This is a genomic window from Egibacteraceae bacterium (assembly GCA_040905805.1).
Lineage (GTDB): Bacteria > Actinomycetota > Nitriliruptoria > Euzebyales > Egibacteraceae > DATLGH01.
The window spans coordinates 14108-30377 of record JBBDQS010000002.1 but is presented as its reverse complement, the minus strand read 5'-3'; the positions used below and the strand labels follow the sequence as shown (position 1 = coordinate 30377).

Below are 16270 nucleotides of genomic sequence, written 5' to 3'. Positions count from 1 at the left end.
GACCGCCATGGGATGCTGACCCGTCAGCTGCGGTCCTCCCAGCGGGTGCGGACCCGCACCGCGATGTCCAGCGGGGTCCCGGCGAACCCGAAGGACTCCCGGAGCCGGCGTTCCAGGTACCGCACGTACCCGGGTGACAGCTCCCCGGTGGTGAACAGCCGGAACCGCGGTGGGCCGCTCGCGACCTGCGTCACGTAGCGCACGCGCACCGCCCGTCCGACGTGCAGGGGCGGCGGGTGGGCCGCCACCGCGTCGGCCAGCCACTGGTTCAGCCGTGCGGTGGGGATGCGGCGGTTCCACTGCTCGAGCGCGGCACCCACGGCGGGGAGCAGCCGATCAACGCCACGGCCCGTCGCTGCAGACGTCCGCACCAGCGGCGCGTAGTCGATGAAGGACAGCTTGCGATCGCGCTCCCGTTCGAGCATCTCGCGCCGGTACTCGTCGACGAGGTCCCACTTGTTCAGCACGAGCACGAGGGCGCGGCCCGCGTCCAGCACCTGTCGCGCGAGCTTCTGCTCCTGCTCCCCGACCGGCTCGCCCGCGTCGAGGACCAGCAGCGCCACCGCCGCGGCATCGAGTGCCTGCACCGTGCGCAGGGTGGAGTAGTACTCGGTCGCGTCACCGTGCCGGTGGGCCTTGGCCCGCCGCCGCAGGCCCGCCGTGTCGACGAAGCGATAGGCGGTCCCGTCCGGCAGGGCCACGACGGTGTCGACCGCGTCGCGCGTCGTGCCGGGCCGGTCGTCCACGATCGTGCGCTCCTCGCCCAACAGCCGATTGAACAGCGACGACTTGCCGACGTTGGGCCGCCCGATCAGCGCCACGCCCGCGGCTTCCGTGCCGGGGGCGGGCATGCGGGCGAACGCCCCCACCGCCTCGAGGCGGGTCACGAAGTCGTCGAGCAGGTCACCCGACCCGCGTCCGTGCAGGGCGCTCACGGGCACCGGGTCGCCGAGACCGAGCCCGTACAGCTCGGCGAGCTCGATGCTCGGCCGCCCACCGAGGTTGTCGACCTTGTTCGCCACGAGCAGCACGGCGTGACCCGCAGCGCGCAGCCACCCCGCGATCTCGGCGTCCTCCTCGGTGATGCCGACCGCGGCATCGACGACGAAGGCGATCAGGTCCGCCTCGGCGACCGCCGTCTCCGCCTGCGCGGCCACGGCGTCGTCCAAGCGCGACGCGCGGGCGCGGGTCGGCATCCACCCGCCGGTGTCCACGATGGTGAAGCGCCGGCGATCCCACTCCGCGGTGTGCGTCGTGCGATCCCGGGTGACCCCCGGGCGCTCCTCCACGATCGCGTCGCGCCGCCCGACGACGCGGTTGACGAGGGTCGACTTGCCGACGTTGGGACGCCCGACGATCGCGACGACCGGGAGGGCGGCCTCGACGATGTGACGCGCACGGGCGGCGCTGCGGGGGTCCGCGGTCACGGCTGCTCCTCGGTCGGGCTGGGGGGAAGGGGTGCTGGCGGTGATGACGGCAGCAGGGCGACGAGCTCCTCGACGATCACGGCGACGCTGCGCCCCGTCGTGTCGAGCTCGACCGCGTCGGCGGCCCGGACCATCCGGGCAGCGTCCGCCGCGTCGCGCTGGGCGATGTCGGCGGCGTGCGCGGCGACCACCTGGGGGTCGGTCTGGCCGAGCTGGGCTGCCCGGCGGCTGGCGCGCTCCTCCGGTGTGGCGGTCAGCCACACCTTGAGTATCGCGTGGGGTACCACCACCGTACCCGCATCGCGTCCCTCCACGACCCCGCCCTCCCCGCCGATGGCGTCGCGCTGCAAGGCCAGCAGGGCGGTTCTGAGCGCAGGGTGCCCGGACACGGCGGAGACCATCGCGGTCACGGCAGGCCCGCGGATGGCCTCCTCCACGTCCTCGCCGTCGATGCGCGTCCGCCCCCCGGTGCGCGAGATGGTCACACCTGCCAACAGGGCGGTGCAGGCGTCCGCGTCATCCGGGTCCACCCCGGCCCGCAGCACCAGCAGCGTGGCCGCGCGGTAGAAGGCCCCGGTATCCACGTGGGGCACGCCGAGCCGATCGGCCAACGCCGCGGCGACGGTGGACTTGCCCGAGGCGGCCGGCCCGTCGATGGCCACCACGGCCGGGCCCGGGTGACCGCTCATCGTTCGCGCCACCGCACACCCAGGCCGCGCAGGTCGGCCCAGAAGGCCGGGTAGGTCTTGCCGACGCACTGCGCGTCCTCGATCACCACGGCGGGCACCCGGGCCGCCAACGCGGCGAAGGCCATCGCCAGGCGGTGGTCGTCGTGGGTGGCCAGGCGCGCGGGGCCGGCGGCGGTGCCGCCGTGCACCGCCAGGCCGTCCGGGCGTTCCTCGACGCGCACACCGACCGCACCGAGCTCGTGGGCCAGTGCCGCCAGACGGTCGGTCTCGTGCCCGCGGCTGACGGCAACCCCGGTGATCGTGGTGGTGCCCTGAGCGAGCGCGGCCAGCACCGCCACCGTGGTGACCTGGTCGGGCATGGCGCCGAGATCGACGTGGACGGGGTTGAGCGCGCGCGGTCCGGTCAGGGTGAGCGTGTCCCCTGAGCGCTCCACGGTGCAGCCCATCGCAGCCAGCACGTCGGTCAACGCCGCGTCGGGCTGGCGGGAGCCGGGGGTGGCGTTGCGCACCGTCACGGCGCCGCCGGTGGCTGCCGCCATCGCGAGCAGGTGGGCGGCGGCGCTGGCGTCGTACTCGACGCGGTGGTCGCGGGCGGCGTAGCCCCGCCCGGCGGTCACCCGCCATCGGGACTGGTCCTCGCGCTCGACCTCGGCGCCGAACGCCCGCATCACGTCCGCGGTGAGGTCGATGTACCCGCTCGCGGTCGCCCCGTGCACCCCGACGGTCACGTCGGCGCGGGCGTAGGGCGCCACGAGCAGCACCCCGCTGGCGAACTGGCTGGACCCGGTCCCGTCGACCTGCACGGGCCCGCCGGCCAGCCCGCCCCCCGCGGCGACCACCGGCGGGTAGCCGGCGTCGTCACGAAGCGCGGCCCCGAGCCGGCCGAACGCGGTGACCAGCGGGCCGATCGGCCGGCGCAGGAGCGGCGCCGCCCCCGTGATCGTCGCCCCGTTCGGCGCCAGCGCCGCCAGCCCTGCCACGAAGCGCATCGTCGTGCCGGACAGCCCCGCCGAGACCGGCTGCGCCGGCGAGGTCAGCCGACCCGCCGTCCCGGTGACCTGCCAGGCCCCGGGCCGGGAGACCACCGTCGCGCCGAAGGCCGCGACGGCCCGGCGCATCGCGTCGGAGTCGTCGCTGTCCAGGGGGTCGCGCACGACGCTGGTCCCCTCGGCGAGGGCAGCGGCCACCAGCGCCCGGTTGGTGATGCTCTTGCTGGTGGGTGCGGCCAGCTCGCCGACCACCGGGCCAGAGGGCAGGACCTCGACCGCGATCATCGAGGTGCGGGGGAGGTCACGGTTCGTACTCCAGCACCTCGTAGCCGATGGCCGCCAGCGCCGTGTGGGCCTTGGCGGCGTTGCTCGGCCCGAGGATCGCGAGTCGCAGCAGGCCCCGCCCCCCCTCGGGGGCGTGCTCGATCCCGATGTCCTCGATGTTGACCCCGGCCAGGCCCACGGTGGTGGTCACCTCGGCAAACACTCCCGGGCGGTCGGGGATCGACAGGCGCAGCTCCACCAGCCGCCCCGTCACGGTCTCCTTGCCGGGCAGCGAGCGCCGCGCTTCGCGGGCCTCTCCGAGGGTGTGGCGCAGGCCGTCGTCGTCCGCACCGGCGAGCACCGTGCGCAGCCCCGTGATCCGTTCGCCGTAGTCGTCGAGCACAGCCACGATCGCGTCCCGGTTCTCCGCACAGATGTCCAACCACAGGTCCGGGTTGCTGGCCGCGACCCGGGTCGCGTCGCGGAACCCCCCGGCGGCCAGCAGCAGCAGCTCGGCATGCTCGTTGCGCGCGCGCTCGGCTGCCAGGTTCATGAGCGTCGTCGCCGCCAGCTGCGGCAGGTGGCTCACCACCGCCACGAGCACGTCGTGGCGTGAGGGGTGCACCGCCAGCACCCGCGAGCCCAGGCGGGCGACCAGGGCGTGCAGGCGGCGGTAGGCCTCCGGATCGGTGTGGGTGGTCGGGGTCAGCAGGTATGTCGCGCCGACGAACAGGTCGGCGGACGCGTGGGCGGCCCCGCCCTCGGCGGAACCGGCCATGGGGTGGCCGCCGACGACATGGACGTCGTCAGGCGCGGCGCATTGCAGCGCCTCCACCACCCGGGCCTTGACGCTCGCCACATCGGTCAGGATCGACCCTGGCTTCAGCGCCGGTGCCACGTCGGCTGCCACGGCGGGCACGGCGGACACCGGGACGGCCAGGATGACGACGTCACATCCGGTGGCGGCGTCCGCAGCCGAGGTCGCCGCCCGCGTGATCGCCCCCAGCCGGGTCGCCTCGGCCAGCTCGCCCGGGTCGCGGTCGTACCCGGCGACCTCGCCCATGTCGTCCAGCCGGTTGAGCGCGAGACCGAGCGAGGCCCCGATCAGGCCGGTGCCGATGATGCCCACGCGCAGGGGCTCGGATGCCATGCGCCTACTCCGGCAGGTCGTGGCGCAGCTGGCGCGCGCCCCGCAGGTACACATGGCGGCGGTCTGGGCGCGGACGGTCGGTGTAGACGTGGGCCATGACCCGGATGCAGAGGGGGACGTTGGAGCCCGCGTCGATCTCCAGCTCGCGTGCGCACAGCATCGGGACGTCCGAGATACCCGCCTCCCGCACGGCGGCCGCCGGGAACTCGGCGGTCACGTCGCCTGTCGCCGTGAACACCAGGCTCACGACATCGTCGCTGGTGAGGCCGTTGCGCACCATCAGCGTCTCGAGCAGCTCGGCCGTGCGCGCGAGAATCTCCTCGCGGGTGTCGGCGTCCAGGGTCGTGGCGCCCCGCAGGGCGCCGAGCTGGGCCGTCACCGACCCCCTCCGCTGCGAGCGCGCGCTTCGGCTTCGGCGGAGCGCTCTGGCTTGCCGAGGCCGACCGCCTTGTACAGGCCGCGGATCTCGCCGCCGGTGAGCGGACGGTGCTTGCCCGGAGACATGTCACCGAGGGCCAGCGGCCCGAGCTTCACCCGGGCGAGCCGTTCGACGGGGATGCCCACCGCCGCGAGCATCCGACGGACCTCGCGCTTGCGGCCCTCGGCCAGGACCAGCTCGACGAGCGTCCGGTCGGCGGCGGACCCGAGCTCGCGCACCGACCGCGCCCGCGCGGGACCGTCCTCGAGCTCGACGCCGTCGAGCAGCATGCGGGTGGCGCGGCGGCGGAGCTGGCCGCGGACCTGGGCGACGTAGGTCTTCTCGATCTCGTAGCGGGGATGAGCGAGGCGGTTCGCCAGCTCGCCGTCGTTGGTGAGCAGCAGCAGGCCCTCGGTGTCCTGGTCCAGGCGGCCCACCGGGTAGACCCGTGGGTTCTCCGGGACGAGGTCCATCACGGTGGGCCGGCCCTGCGGGTCGCTGACCGTCGTCACCACCCCGAGGGGCTTGTTCAGCATGAAGTGCACCAGGTCGGGGTTGGTGGCCACGCGCTCACCGTCGACGGTGATGACCTGCTGGGTCGGATCCGCCTTGCCGCCGAGGGTGATCGGCCGCCCGTCCACGGCCACGCGGCCCGCGGCGATCAGCTCCTCGCACGCGCGCCGGCTGCCGAGCCCGGCCGCGGCCAGGATCTTCTGGACCCGCTCAGGTTTGCGCTGTTCTTGGTTCACGAGGTGACCTTACCGTGAGCCGGAGGCGTGGGCTGCACCGACGTCAGGGGGCGCGCTGCCGTGCGCCTACGACGCCCGGTCGACCTCGTCGTCGTCGTCGGCGCCGGCGCCGGCCGACAGGGCATCGAGCTCGCGGCGAGCCGTCTTGTAGGTGCCCGGCGCGGGTTCGGCCGGCAGCGGACCCGAGGGCGACAGCGCCGGCAGCACCGGCAGCTCGCCGATGTCGGTGAGGCCGAGGCGCTCCAGGAACGTGGGGCTCGTGCCGTACAGGAGCGGCTGGCCGGGCACCGCCTGGCGTCCCAGCTCGGTGATGAGGCCGCGTCCCACGAGCGAGCGCACCGCGCCGTCGGCGTCCACGCCGCGGATCTCGGAGATCTGCGCCCGCGTGACAGGCTGCTTGTACGCGACGATCGCCAGGGTCTCCAGAGCCGCCTGGGACAACCGGGTCGAGCGGCCGTGCGCCACGAACCGCTCGACGTAGAGCGCCGCTCCGGGATCGGTGTACAGGCGCCACCCACCGCCGGCCTCGCGGAGCACGAACCCGCGGCCCTGGTCGACGTACTCGGCCCGCAGGGCCTGGAGTGTGGCGGTCACCGCCTCCGTGGGCGCCTCGAGGACCTGGGCGAGGGTGTTGGGCTCCACGGGCTCGGACACGACCAGCAGGATCGCCTCCAGGGCCTTGCGCAGGTCCGGCTCGAGCAGCTCCTCCTCACCGGGTGTCATGCGTCGACCTCCCGGTCACGGTGGCCCCGGTAGACGTCCATCTCGTCGAGTGCCGAGGCGTACTCGCCCCCGACCCACACGACGGCCAGCTCCGCGAAGGTCGCCGCCTGCTCCAGATCGACGCGCTCGAGCTTGTAGAGCTCCAGGACGGCGAGGAAGCAGACGATCACCTCCACACGGTGTCGGCAGCCGGCGGTCAGCTCCGTGAACGACGCCCGGCCGCCCGCCCGCACCAGCTCGTCGGCGAGCAGGCCCGCAGCCTCGCGCACGGTCATGTGCACCGGTTGCAGGTGGGTGGTGTCGACGGTTGGCTCCGGCTGCTCGGCCAGCGCCCGTGCGGCGAGCTCGGCGAGCTGGGCCGGCGTGATCGAGAGCGCCGCCTGCGGGGTGATGCCGACGAAGCGCTCTTCCAGCGCCACGTCGCGGGGCACGTAGCCGGCGTGCGCTTCGAGCCGGTCACGCAGGAAGCCGGCCGCCTCCTTGAAGGTCCGGTAGTCGAGCAGGCGGGCGTAGAGCAGATCGCGTGCCTCGAGTGCGAGCTCCTCCAGCTCCGGGTCGTCCTCGCCCGGCAGCAGCCGGGCGGCCTTCAGCTCGACCAGGGTCGCCGCGACGACCAGGAACTCGGTGGCCACCTCCAGGTCGAACCGGTCCATGCCGCGCAGGACGACGAGGTAGTCCTCGGTGATCTGGGCGAGCGACACCTCGTAGATGTCGACCTTGTGCCGCGCGATCAGCGCCAGCAGCAGGTCGAACGGGCCCTCGAAGGACCCGACGTGGACGGTATAGGTGCTCGACATGGGTTGCCGCGAGTGTAGACGCCGGGCGCCCGCGATCCTCGCAGGCTCGGGTGCACGGTCAGGGGGAGATCCGGTGCAGGACCGTCGCGGGCGGGCTGACCGGGCGGTCGGCGAGGACCACGAGCTCGCGCAGGTCGCCGGCCGCGTCCCGAGCCGCACGCTCCGTGCGCGCGTGCACCACCCCGAGCGGTTGGCCGGCGGCCATGCGGTCGCCCACCTCCACCGCGAGCACCAGGCCGACCGCCGGGTCGACCGGGTCGGCCTTGCCGCGTCGGCCTGCGCCCAGCCGGGCTGCCAGCTCACCGACCGCCCGGGCGGGCACCGCACGGACCCATCCGGCCCGGTCGGCCGGCACCGCCTCCTGCACCGGCGCCTGCGGCAGGACCGCCCGCGGGTCGTCGCAGACCGCCGGGTCGCCCCCCTGCGCGTGCACCATCGCCCGCAGCCGGGCCAGGCCCGCCCCCGTGTCCCAGAGCTCGCACAGCTCCTGCCGGGCCTGGGCCACGGCACCACCGCGCGCCAACGCCACCGCCTCGGCCGCCAAGTCCAGTGCGAGCGCCGCCAGACGCCCGGCCGGGGGTGCGCCGAGCAGCTCGACGGCCTCGGTCACCTCCAGGGCGTTGCCGACCGCCCGGCCCAGCGGCTGGTCCATGGCGGTCACCAGAGCCACGCACCGCCGGTCGGCCTCCACGGCGATCCGTACGCACAAGCGTGCCAGGGCGACCGCCACGTCCGTGCCCGGCAGGAACGCGCCGTCGCCGGCCTTCACGTCGAGGACGATCGTCCCCGCCCCGCCGGCAAGCTTCTTGGCCATGACGCTCGAGGCGATCAGCGCCGGGTCGGCCACGGTCCCGGTCGCGTGGCGCAGCGCGTAGAGCGCCCGGTCGGCCGGCACCATGCGGTCTGACTGCGCCCCCACGACGCAGCCGACCTCGCCGGCGACCGCCAGCAGCTGCTCGGGGGCGAGATCGGTGCGCAGGCCGGGGACGGCCTCGAGCTTGTCGACGGTGCCCCCGGTGTGGCCGAGCCCGCGCCCGGAGAGCTTCACCACCACGGCGCCGGCCGCGGCCAGCAGCGGCACGACCAGCAGCGTCGTGCCGTCGCCCACGCCGCCGGTGGAGTGCTTGTCCACGGTCAGCGGTCCGAGCGCCGACACGTCGAGGCGCTCGCCGCTGGCGGCCAGGAGGCCGGTGAGCGCGATGGCGTCGTCGTCGTCGAGCCCGCCGGCACGCAGCGCGGTCACGAGCGTGTCCTCGGCGACGGTCCCCTCGAGCCACCCGCGGACGAGCTCGACGATGGTCATCTGGTCATCGCCGGCGCGTCCGGGGGCTCCCTACGCCGCTGACGCGCACTGCACGCAGCGCACCGACAGCGGGCGCGCCTCCAGTCGGGCGGCGGGGATCTCCGCCCCGCACACCTCGCAGATGCCGTAGGTGCCCTGGTCGATCTTCTCCAGGGCGGCGTCCACGTGCGCGAGGCGCTCGCGCGCGTTCTCGATGAACGCGAGCTTCTCGCTGCGCTCGGCGGTGGCTGCGGCCAGGTCGGCGAAGTTGTCGTCGATCCCGGCGATGTGGTCGACCCGCTCGCTGTAGGGGTCCGCGCCGTACTCGCGCAGCTCGGCGAGGACCGACTCGCGCTCGGCCGTGAGCTCCTGGCGCAGGTTGGTGAGCAGTTCAGGCTTCATGGGGACGAGCTCCTTCGACTGCAGAGACGGTGGGCTCGGTGTCGGCGGCCGCCCGAGGGTGGGCCTGCTCGTACACGGCGCGCAACCGCGCGCGGGACACGAGGGTGTAGATCTGGGTGGTGTTCACGCTGGCGTGACCCAACAGCTCCTGCACCACCCGGACGTCGCCTCCGCCGTCGAGGAAGTGGGTCGCGAACGAATGTCGAAGGGTATGGGGCGAGACCTGCGCGGCGAGGCCGGCAGCGTGTGCGTGCTTCTTGATGATTTTCCACCCGCCCTGTCGCGTCAAACGGCCGCCCCGCCGATTCGTGAAGAGCGCAGCGCCGGTGGGGGGCATCGCCGGACGTCCCTGCACCAGCCACGCCTCCACCGCCGCGCGTGCGGGTCGCCCGATCGGCACGATGCGTTCCTTGCCGCCCTTGCCCGTGGCGCGCACCGTACGGTCGGTGAGGTCGACGTCGTCGACGTCGAGGTTCACCAGCTCGGTGATGCGCAGGCCTGCGGCGTACAAGACCTCCAGCATGGCCCGGTCGCGCAGGACGACCGGCTCCGAGCCGAGCGGCGAGGCCAGGAGACGGCCGATTTCGTCCGCGGACAGGGCCTTGGGCAGTGAGCGACTGGCGCGGGGCCCGGTGACCTCGGTCGTGGGGTCGGTGGCGGCCAGGCCCTCGCGCACGAGGAAGCGGTGCAGCCCCCGAACGCTGACGAGGGTCCGGGCGACCGTGGACTGGGCGTAGGGCTTGCCGGCCGCCGTGCGCTGCTCGCGGATCCAGGCGACGAACCCGGCCAGGTCCTCGGCCACCGCATCCAGCGGGTTGGCGATCCCCGCGGCGTCCAGGTACGTCGCGTACAGAGCCAGGTCACGCCGGTAGGCGGCGAGGCTGTGCGGTGACAGTCCCCGTTCCACGGTGAGGTGGTCGAGGTACCGGTCGGCGTGGCGTGGCAGGGCCACCGTCACCTCCTCCTTCACTCAATGGATGCACTCAGTGGATGTCGTCGAGGTCGCCGAAGGGCGTGTAGGCAAGGCCGTGGGCTTCGGACACCGCGCGATTCGTGAGCGCGCCACCGCTGGTGTTGATCCCCTGCGCGAAGCCGTGGTCCCGCCCCGCCACCCCCGCCACCCCGCGATCGGCGAGGCGCAGGACGTACGGCAGCGTGGCGTTGGTCAACCCGTAGGTCGAGGTCCGCGGCACGGCCCCGGGCATGTTGCCCACGGCATAGTGTAGCACCTCGTGCTTGACATAAGTCGCCTGGTCGTGGGTGGTCATCCGGCTGGTCGCCGCGCACCCGCCCTGGTCGATGGCGATGTCGACCAGGACGCTGCCGGTCGGCATGGACCTGACCATGTCCTCGGTGATCACCTGGGGTGCCCGGGCGCCGGGAACCAGCACCGCCCCGATCACCAGGTCCGCCGTGGTGAGCTGCTCCTCGAGGGTCAACCGGTTGCTGGCCATGGTCGTGATCCCGCCCTGGTGCACGCTGGCGATGGAGCGCAGCGTGTCGATGTCCAGGTCGAGGAGGGTGACCGAGGCGCCCATCCCGGCCGCGACCCACGCGGCGTTGCGCCCGGCTGTGCCCGCCCCGATCACCACCACGTGCGCCGGGACCACGCCCGCGATGCCGCCCATCAGCACGCCGCGCCCGCCCCGGGGACGTTCCAGGTGGTGGGCGCCGACCTGCGGCGCCATCCGGCCGGCGACCTCGCTCATGGGCTGGAGCAGGGGGAGGCCGCCGTCGGGGCCGGCAACCGTCTCGTAGGCCACGGCGGTCGTGCGGGCGGCGAGCAACGCGTGCGTCAGCGGCCCCGCCGCGGCCAGGTGCAGGAAGGTGAACAGCACGAGGTCGGCGCGCAGGTGCCCGAACTCCGCTGCGACGGGTTCCTTCACCTTCAGGACGAGCTCTGCCTCGCCCCAGGCGGTCGCGGCGTCGGCGACGACTCGTGCGCCGGCGCCGGTGTAGTCCGCGTCCGTCAGCGCCGATCCCCGCCCGGCTCCCGCCTCGACGAGCACGTCGTGCCCGGCCAGCGTCAGCTCCCGCACCCCCGCGGGGGTGATGGCGACCCGGTGCTCGGCTTGCTTGACCTCGGCCGGGACGCCGATGCGCATCAGGTCACCTCGTCGGCCGGGCGTGCGGCGACGACCGCGCCGGACACCCAGCCCGCCGCGAAGGTGAGCGCCAGGACCAGCCCGCCGACCAGCCAGCTCGGCTTGTAGACCATCACGGCGACCAGGCCCACGCCGACGCCGACCAGCGAGTGCACGGGCCCCCACAGCGCGGGGGCGCGCGCCTCCGAGCGCAGGGGAGCCGGCGCCGCAGCGTCGCCGACGGCCTCGGCGGCATCGACGAGCCGACGCAGGTGGGCACCGCCGACCATCGGCCCGACCGGGGCCAGCAGCACCAGCCCCACGAGCCCGAGGGTGATGAACGGGTTGGCGAAGCCGCCTGCGGCACCGCCCCAGACCGCACCGGCCAGGTGCCCGCCGGTCATCAGGGAGACCACGGCGGACCCCACGATCAGCAACCCGGCGCTGCGGGTGAACCGGGCCCACATCGCCATGTCGCGCCCGGTGCGCGCACGGCGCACGTGCACGCCGCTGAGGACCTGCATGGTGCCGCCGCCGACCAGGCCGATGGCGGCCAGGACGTGGAGGAACAGCGAGGATGCGTCGATCATCGGGTGTCCCTCACGCGTCGAGGCGGGCGGCGGCCAGCAGCAGGCCGATGACCGTCTTGGCGTCCGTCAGCTCGCCCCGCCGGGCGGCGTCGGCAGCCTCGGCCAGGGGCATCCGCACGACCTCCATGTCGGCCTCCTCGGCCTCGGCGGTGAAGTCGGCGGGAGCGTCCACGGCGCGCAGGTCCGTCGCCAGGTACACGGTCGTGGTCTCGTCGGTCCAGCCCGAGGAGTTGTGGAACGTCAGCAGCTCGGCCAGGGCACCGGCGGACAGCCCGACCTCCTCGGCGAGCTCACGCCGGGCGGCGGCGCCGGGCTCCTCCCCCGTCACGTCGAGCTTGCCGGCGGGCACCTCGAGCACCGTGGTCCCCACGGGGTGGCGGTACTGGCGCAGGAGCACGACCGTCCCGTCGTCCTGGACCGGCACGACCGCGACGGCGTCGGGATGCTCGACGATCTCGCGGGTGGCGAGGCTGCCATCCGGCATGCGGACGCGGTCCACGCGCACGCGCGACAGCTCACCGTCGTAGACGACGTGCGAGCCCTCCACGGCGTAGGCCACCGGATCGTCGGCCATCGTTGCCCTCTCCTACTCCGTGCGGCGCGCGGCCGCCGCGACGGGCCGGTCCCCCTCGTCGGGGACCCGACCGGGCTCGACGTCGGGCAGGCGCCCCGCCTGGGCCAGCATCCGCGCCTTGGCGGCCCCGACGAAGTCGCGGAACAGCGGATGTGGTCGGTTCGGCCGGGAGCGGAACTCGGGATGGGCCTGCGTGCCGACGTACCACGGATGGTCGGCCAGCTCGATGACCTCGACGAGGCGGTCGTCGGGGGACACGCCGCTCAGGGTCATGCCTGCGTCCACCAGCCGGGCGCGGTAGCGGTTGGCGACCTCCCAGCGGTGGCGATGGCGCTCGTAGACCACCGGTTCCCCGTAAGCGGTCCCCGCCCGGCTGCCCGCCGTCAGCTTGCAGGGGTACACGCCGAGGCGCATCGTGCCGCCGAGCTCGGTGACGTCGCGCTGGTCGGGTATCAGGTCGATGACCGCGTCGGGGGTGTCGGGGTCGAACTCGCTGGAGTTCGCCTCGGCCAGGCCGAGCGCGTGGCGGGCGAACTCGACGACGGCGACCTGCAGCCCGAGGCAGATGCCGAAGTAGGGGATCTCGCGCTCCCGGGCGTGCCGGGCCGCCGCCACCTTGCCCTCGATCCCCCGCACGCCGAACCCGCCGGGGACGAGCACGCCGTGGGCCCCCTGCAACGCCCGCTCGGCCGCCATGGGCTCCTGCAGGTTGTCGGCAGCCACCCACGTGATGTCGACCCCGACGTCGTGGTGGATGCCCGCGTGGGTCAGGGCCTCCACGACGGAGAGGTACGCGTCGGGCAGCGCCACGTACTTGCCCACCACCGCGATGCGCACCGTGTCGGCCGGGTGCAGCGCGCGGCGCACCGTCTCGGTCCAGTCGGCGAGTTCGGGTTCCACGGCGGGATCGAGGCCGAGCTTGCGCACGACGAAGCGGTCCAGGCCCTCGTCGCGCAGGATGAGCGGCACGCTGTAGAGGCTCTCGGCGTCGTGGGCCGACACGACGCCCTCGAGATCGACGTCGCTCAGCATGGCGATCTTGCGCTTCAGCTCCGGCGGCAGGGGGCGGTCGCTGCGGGCGACCACCGCGTCGGGCTGGATCCCGATCGAGCGCAGCTCGCGCACCGAGTGCTGGGCGGGCTTGGTCTTCAGCTCACCGGTCGGACCGATGAACGGGACCAGCGCGCAGTGCACATAGCAGATGTTCTCCCGGCCGACGTCGTAGCGCAGCTGCCGGATGGCCTCGAGGAACGGCAGGCCCTCGATGTCACCCACGGTCCCGCCCACCTCGGTGATGACCACGTCGACGCCGTCGGCCAGCGCGAGGATGCGCGACTTGATCTCGTTGGTGATGTGGGGCACGACCTGCACGGTCTCCCCGACGTAGTCCCCGCGGCGTTCCTTGGCGATGACCGTCGAGTAGATCTGGCCGGTGGACACGCTGGCGGAGCGCGGGAGGTTCTCGTCGATGAAGCGCTCGTAGTGCCCGAGGTCGAGGTCGGTCTCCCCGCCGTCCTCGGTCACGAAGACCTCGCCGTGCTGGAAGGGGTTCATCGTCCCCGGGTCGACGTTCACGTACGGGTCGAGCTTCTGCAGGGTGACGCGCAGCCCGCGGGCCTTCAGCAGCCGACCGAGGGACGCGGCCGTGATCCCCTTGCCGAGCGAGGACGACACGCCGCCGGTGACGAGGATGTGCTTGGCCACGCGGCACGACCTTTCGGGTTCACCCGCCGACCCGACGAGGCGGGCCGGATGGGACGGAACGGGAAGGGACCGCACGTGCGCAGCCTCGGCCACCGTACCAGCAGGACCGAAGCGGCCTCAACGACCCCGCACGCCGGCGGTCGGGATGGCGGCGGGCTCGTTCGGGTCGGCCGGATCCGGCTGGCTCGCGGGCTTGACCTCGACCCGCACGTACGGCAGGCGCTCCTCGAGGTGGTCGTCGATGCTGCGGTCGAAGGGCAGCAACCGGACGCGGGCGATCGGGGTGGTACCGGCCTCGACGGTGTCGCCGACCCCCACCGCGGGGTCGAGCAGGTTGGACAGCTGCACGTGCAGGCCCGGCCGGTCGGCGACCTCCAGGACCACCCGGTAGTCGCGGAGACCGCCCTCCATCGCGTAGTCGCGGACGCGGACGACCCGCCCGCTCACCGGGGCGAGCACGGTCGCGTCGACGGGCATGACCACGGTGGCGGCGCTGGTCGCCGGCCGGGCCCTGCCCTGGCCGGCCAGCACCCGGTACGCGGGGCCGCGGACGTCGCGGGGTGGCTCGAACCGCTCGTGGTCGTTGGCGATCAGCTGCCCGATGGGCTCCATCGCGAGCGCCTCGGCCCGGTCCCCCTCGCCGAAGGCCACGAGGGCCGGTTGCGCGTGCGGCAGCGTCAGCCGGACGTCATCGACGCGCGCGAACGCCGCTCCGGGCATGGCCCGCTGCTCCCCCCGGGAGGCGCGCTCGGGGTCCTCGCCCACGGGGCGAACGGGCACGTCGGCCTGGTCGGCGTCCGCCGCCGTCGGGGCGAGCACCTCGTCGGCGCCACCGTCGGCGAACGCCGTCCAGGCCAGCGCCGCCAGCACCACCACGATCAGCAGCACAACCGGCTTCGAGATGAGCGCGCGTCGTCGTGCCGGCCCCGGTCCCCGGCGGATTGGGACACGCCGACGGCGCGGGCGACGGCCACCGGATCCGCCTGCCAGCGACTCGCTCAGGCGGCCGAGCGCCCGGACATCGGAGGTCATGGAGCCATAGTGAACCACACGACCACGATCGGCGAATCGGCGGCGGGTCCCCGCCCTCGGCTCCCAGCTGCGACGTGGGACGTTGGAGTACTGCGTGCCGGCGCCTCACTGGTGCCGAGGCGGTACGCGAAGACCGTGGAGGAGCAGGTCGATGACGTGAGCCTTGCGTTCGGCGAGGAACGCCGCGCTGTCGGGGTCGAGACCCAGGGGGGCCACGAGCGTGCGCGCATGGGCGAGGGGGAAGAAGCACAACGCGATCACGCTGACGACGAGGTGGCGTGCATCGACCGGTCGAGACCCGGGGTCCGCCAGGCCGGTCGCCGCATGCGGATGCTCATGAAGGCCTCCTGATGTAGGAACGTAGAGCCGTACAGGGGCGACAATCTTCGCGCGGTTCAGGTCGCCGCTCCTACCGGCCTTCGTCGTCGTCACCTGATGTTGGTTACTCAGCGAGGCGCTGCACCGCATCGGCGAGGTCGCGGCCGTAAAGGTGTCGCCGCCGTGCGGCGCGCGGTGCGGACCGCTTGCCGCCGCGGCGGTAGCCCGCTCCACCGACACGTGGTGGGTGCACCACCCGGTACATCGGCGCCTGGAGCGCGACGGCGACGTCCCCCGCGCTGCCTCGGAACCTGTCAAGCCGTTTGAGACAACTGCTTACTCGGTTTGTATGAGTGCTTCTCGGGACGGGTCGTTGATCCACGCCACGGTGGGCAGCTTGGGCGGGTGGGGTCGGCGGTGGCGGAAGCGGGCGGGGTTGGCGGCGTAGGCGGCGTCAAGGGTCACCACGCGTTTGGCGCGGATGTCGGGGGCGGTGCCGTAGTGCACCGAGGCGGGGGTGTGCAGGCCGATGCCTGCGTGGCGGTCGCGCGCGAGCGTAGGGGCTCCGACCCCCCAAACCTTGACGCCCCGACGTCTGATTGTCGCATCGCCCCCTGGGCCGGTTCGCAGAATCTGGCACACAAACCAATCGCTGTCCGGGCAGCGCCCGAACAGGAGGTGTCATGACCCAACAATCGAGTTCACCATGAGGATGACGACATGAAGATTTTCCCCACCCGCCTCACCGGCATTGTGTCGGCCAGTGTCCTAACCCTCGCAGTCGCCGCACCAGTCGCCGCGGCCGCCTTGGACAACGGCCGCGTGAACGCGAGCGCCGGCGTCCCAGTTTCAGAACGAGACGACGCCTCATCCTCCGTCGGTGCGACGGTGGAGGCAGACACCGACTCGCGTGATGAGACCGACGCGCGAGGTCAAGTCGATGCGCAGGGCGAGATCGGCAACGACGATCGTGATCGTGACCGTGGGGTGCTCGACGACGTGCTCGGCACCAACGACCGTGACCGTGATCGTGACCGTGGGGTGCTCGACGACGTGCTCGGCACCAACGACCGTGACC

Annotated in this window: 18 protein-coding genes and 1 pseudogene; 1 reads left to right on the top strand and 18 read right to left on the bottom strand. The window is 73.5% G+C overall.

Annotation, left to right across the window (positions count from 1 at the left end; translation table 11 throughout):
* Positions 1–23: 23 nt before the first annotated feature.
* From der to WD250_00425, 18 genes and pseudogenes are all read right to left on the bottom strand, one after another.
* Positions 24–1427, bottom strand: a complete 1404-nt coding sequence (gene der, locus WD250_00510) for a ribosome biogenesis GTPase Der (GenBank protein ID MEX2618676.1) — start codon at positions 1425–1427, stop codon at positions 24–26.
* On the bottom strand, positions 1424–2116 hold the full coding sequence (gene cmk / locus WD250_00505; GenBank protein MEX2618675.1) for a (d)CMP kinase: 693 nt from the start codon (positions 2114–2116) through the stop codon (positions 1424–1426). The genes der and cmk overlap by 4 nt, the downstream gene beginning before the upstream one ends.
* On the bottom strand, positions 2113–3390 hold the full coding sequence (gene aroA / locus WD250_00500) for a 3-phosphoshikimate 1-carboxyvinyltransferase (GenBank protein MEX2618674.1): 1278 nt from the start codon (positions 3388–3390) through the stop codon (positions 2113–2115). The genes cmk and aroA overlap by 4 nt, the downstream gene beginning before the upstream one ends.
* Before the next feature lie 16 nt (positions 3391–3406).
* On the bottom strand, positions 3407–4519 hold the full coding sequence (locus WD250_00495; GenBank protein ID MEX2618673.1) for a prephenate dehydrogenase/arogenate dehydrogenase family protein: 1113 nt from the start codon (positions 4517–4519) through the stop codon (positions 3407–3409).
* A 4-nt stretch (positions 4520–4523) separates the two neighbouring features.
* Entirely contained in the window at positions 4524–4898 is a 375-nt protein-coding gene (gene aroH / locus WD250_00490; GenBank protein MEX2618672.1) for a chorismate mutase, read from the bottom strand.
* The gene (locus WD250_00485; GenBank protein MEX2618671.1) at positions 4895–5686 is read right to left on the bottom strand and encodes a pseudouridine synthase; all 792 of its coding nucleotides are present in this window, start codon (positions 5684–5686) and stop codon (positions 4895–4897) included. Before WD250_00485 ends, aroH begins: the two co-directional genes overlap by 4 nt.
* A 66-nt stretch (positions 5687–5752) precedes the next feature.
* Positions 5753–6409: an SMC-Scp complex subunit ScpB gene (scpB, locus tag WD250_00480; protein MEX2618670.1), complete on the bottom strand. Its 657-nt coding sequence runs from the start codon at positions 6407–6409 to the stop codon at positions 5753–5755.
* Positions 6406–7206, bottom strand: a complete 801-nt coding sequence (locus WD250_00475) for a segregation/condensation protein A (protein MEX2618669.1) — start codon at positions 7204–7206, stop codon at positions 6406–6408. Before WD250_00475 ends, scpB begins: the two co-directional genes overlap by 4 nt.
* Before the next feature lie 58 nt (positions 7207–7264).
* Positions 7265–8509: a thymidine phosphorylase gene (locus WD250_00470; protein MEX2618668.1), complete on the bottom strand. Its 1245-nt coding sequence runs from the start codon at positions 8507–8509 to the stop codon at positions 7265–7267.
* 30 nt (positions 8510–8539) lie between these two features.
* A complete protein-coding gene (locus WD250_00465; protein ID MEX2618667.1) occupies positions 8540–8890 on the bottom strand; it encodes a TraR/DksA C4-type zinc finger protein in 351 nt (116 codons plus the stop codon).
* Positions 8880–9842, bottom strand: a complete 963-nt coding sequence (xerD, locus tag WD250_00460) for a site-specific tyrosine recombinase XerD (protein ID MEX2618666.1) — start codon at positions 9840–9842, stop codon at positions 8880–8882. The genes WD250_00465 and xerD overlap by 11 nt, the downstream gene beginning before the upstream one ends.
* 31 nt (positions 9843–9873) lie before the next feature.
* A complete protein-coding gene (ald, locus tag WD250_00455) occupies positions 9874–10995 on the bottom strand; it encodes an alanine dehydrogenase (GenBank protein MEX2618665.1) in 1122 nt (373 codons plus the stop codon).
* Positions 10995–11564 carry a DUF2269 family protein gene (locus tag WD250_00450; protein ID MEX2618664.1) on the bottom strand — a complete coding sequence of 190 codons (570 nt, stop codon included), beginning with the start codon at positions 11562–11564 and terminating at the stop codon, positions 10995–10997. Before WD250_00450 ends, ald begins: the two co-directional genes overlap by 1 nt.
* Positions 11565–11574: 10 nt before the next feature.
* The gene (locus WD250_00445) at positions 11575–12138 is read right to left on the bottom strand and encodes an NUDIX hydrolase (protein ID MEX2618663.1); all 564 of its coding nucleotides are present in this window, start codon (positions 12136–12138) and stop codon (positions 11575–11577) included.
* A gap of 12 nt (positions 12139–12150) precedes the next feature.
* Positions 12151–13842, bottom strand: coding sequence for a CTP synthase (locus WD250_00440; protein ID MEX2618662.1), 1692 nt, complete (start codon positions 13840–13842; stop codon positions 12151–12153).
* 117 nt (positions 13843–13959) lie between these two features.
* On the bottom strand, positions 13960–14730 hold the full coding sequence (locus tag WD250_00435; protein MEX2618661.1) for a hypothetical protein: 771 nt from the start codon (positions 14728–14730) through the stop codon (positions 13960–13962).
* 249 nt (positions 14731–14979) lie between these two features.
* Positions 14980–15432, bottom strand: a complete 453-nt coding sequence (locus tag WD250_00430) for a hypothetical protein (protein ID MEX2618660.1) — start codon at positions 15430–15432, stop codon at positions 14980–14982.
* 96 nt (positions 15433–15528) lie between these two features.
* A pseudogene (locus WD250_00425) lies at positions 15529–15735 on the bottom strand (IS3 family transposase).
* Positions 15736–16080: 345 nt separating this feature from the next.
* Between WD250_00425 and WD250_00420 the strand changes: the two are divergent.
* Positions 16081–16270 (top strand): hypothetical protein (locus WD250_00420; protein ID MEX2618659.1); only part of this gene is annotated, 190 nt, incomplete at its 3' end.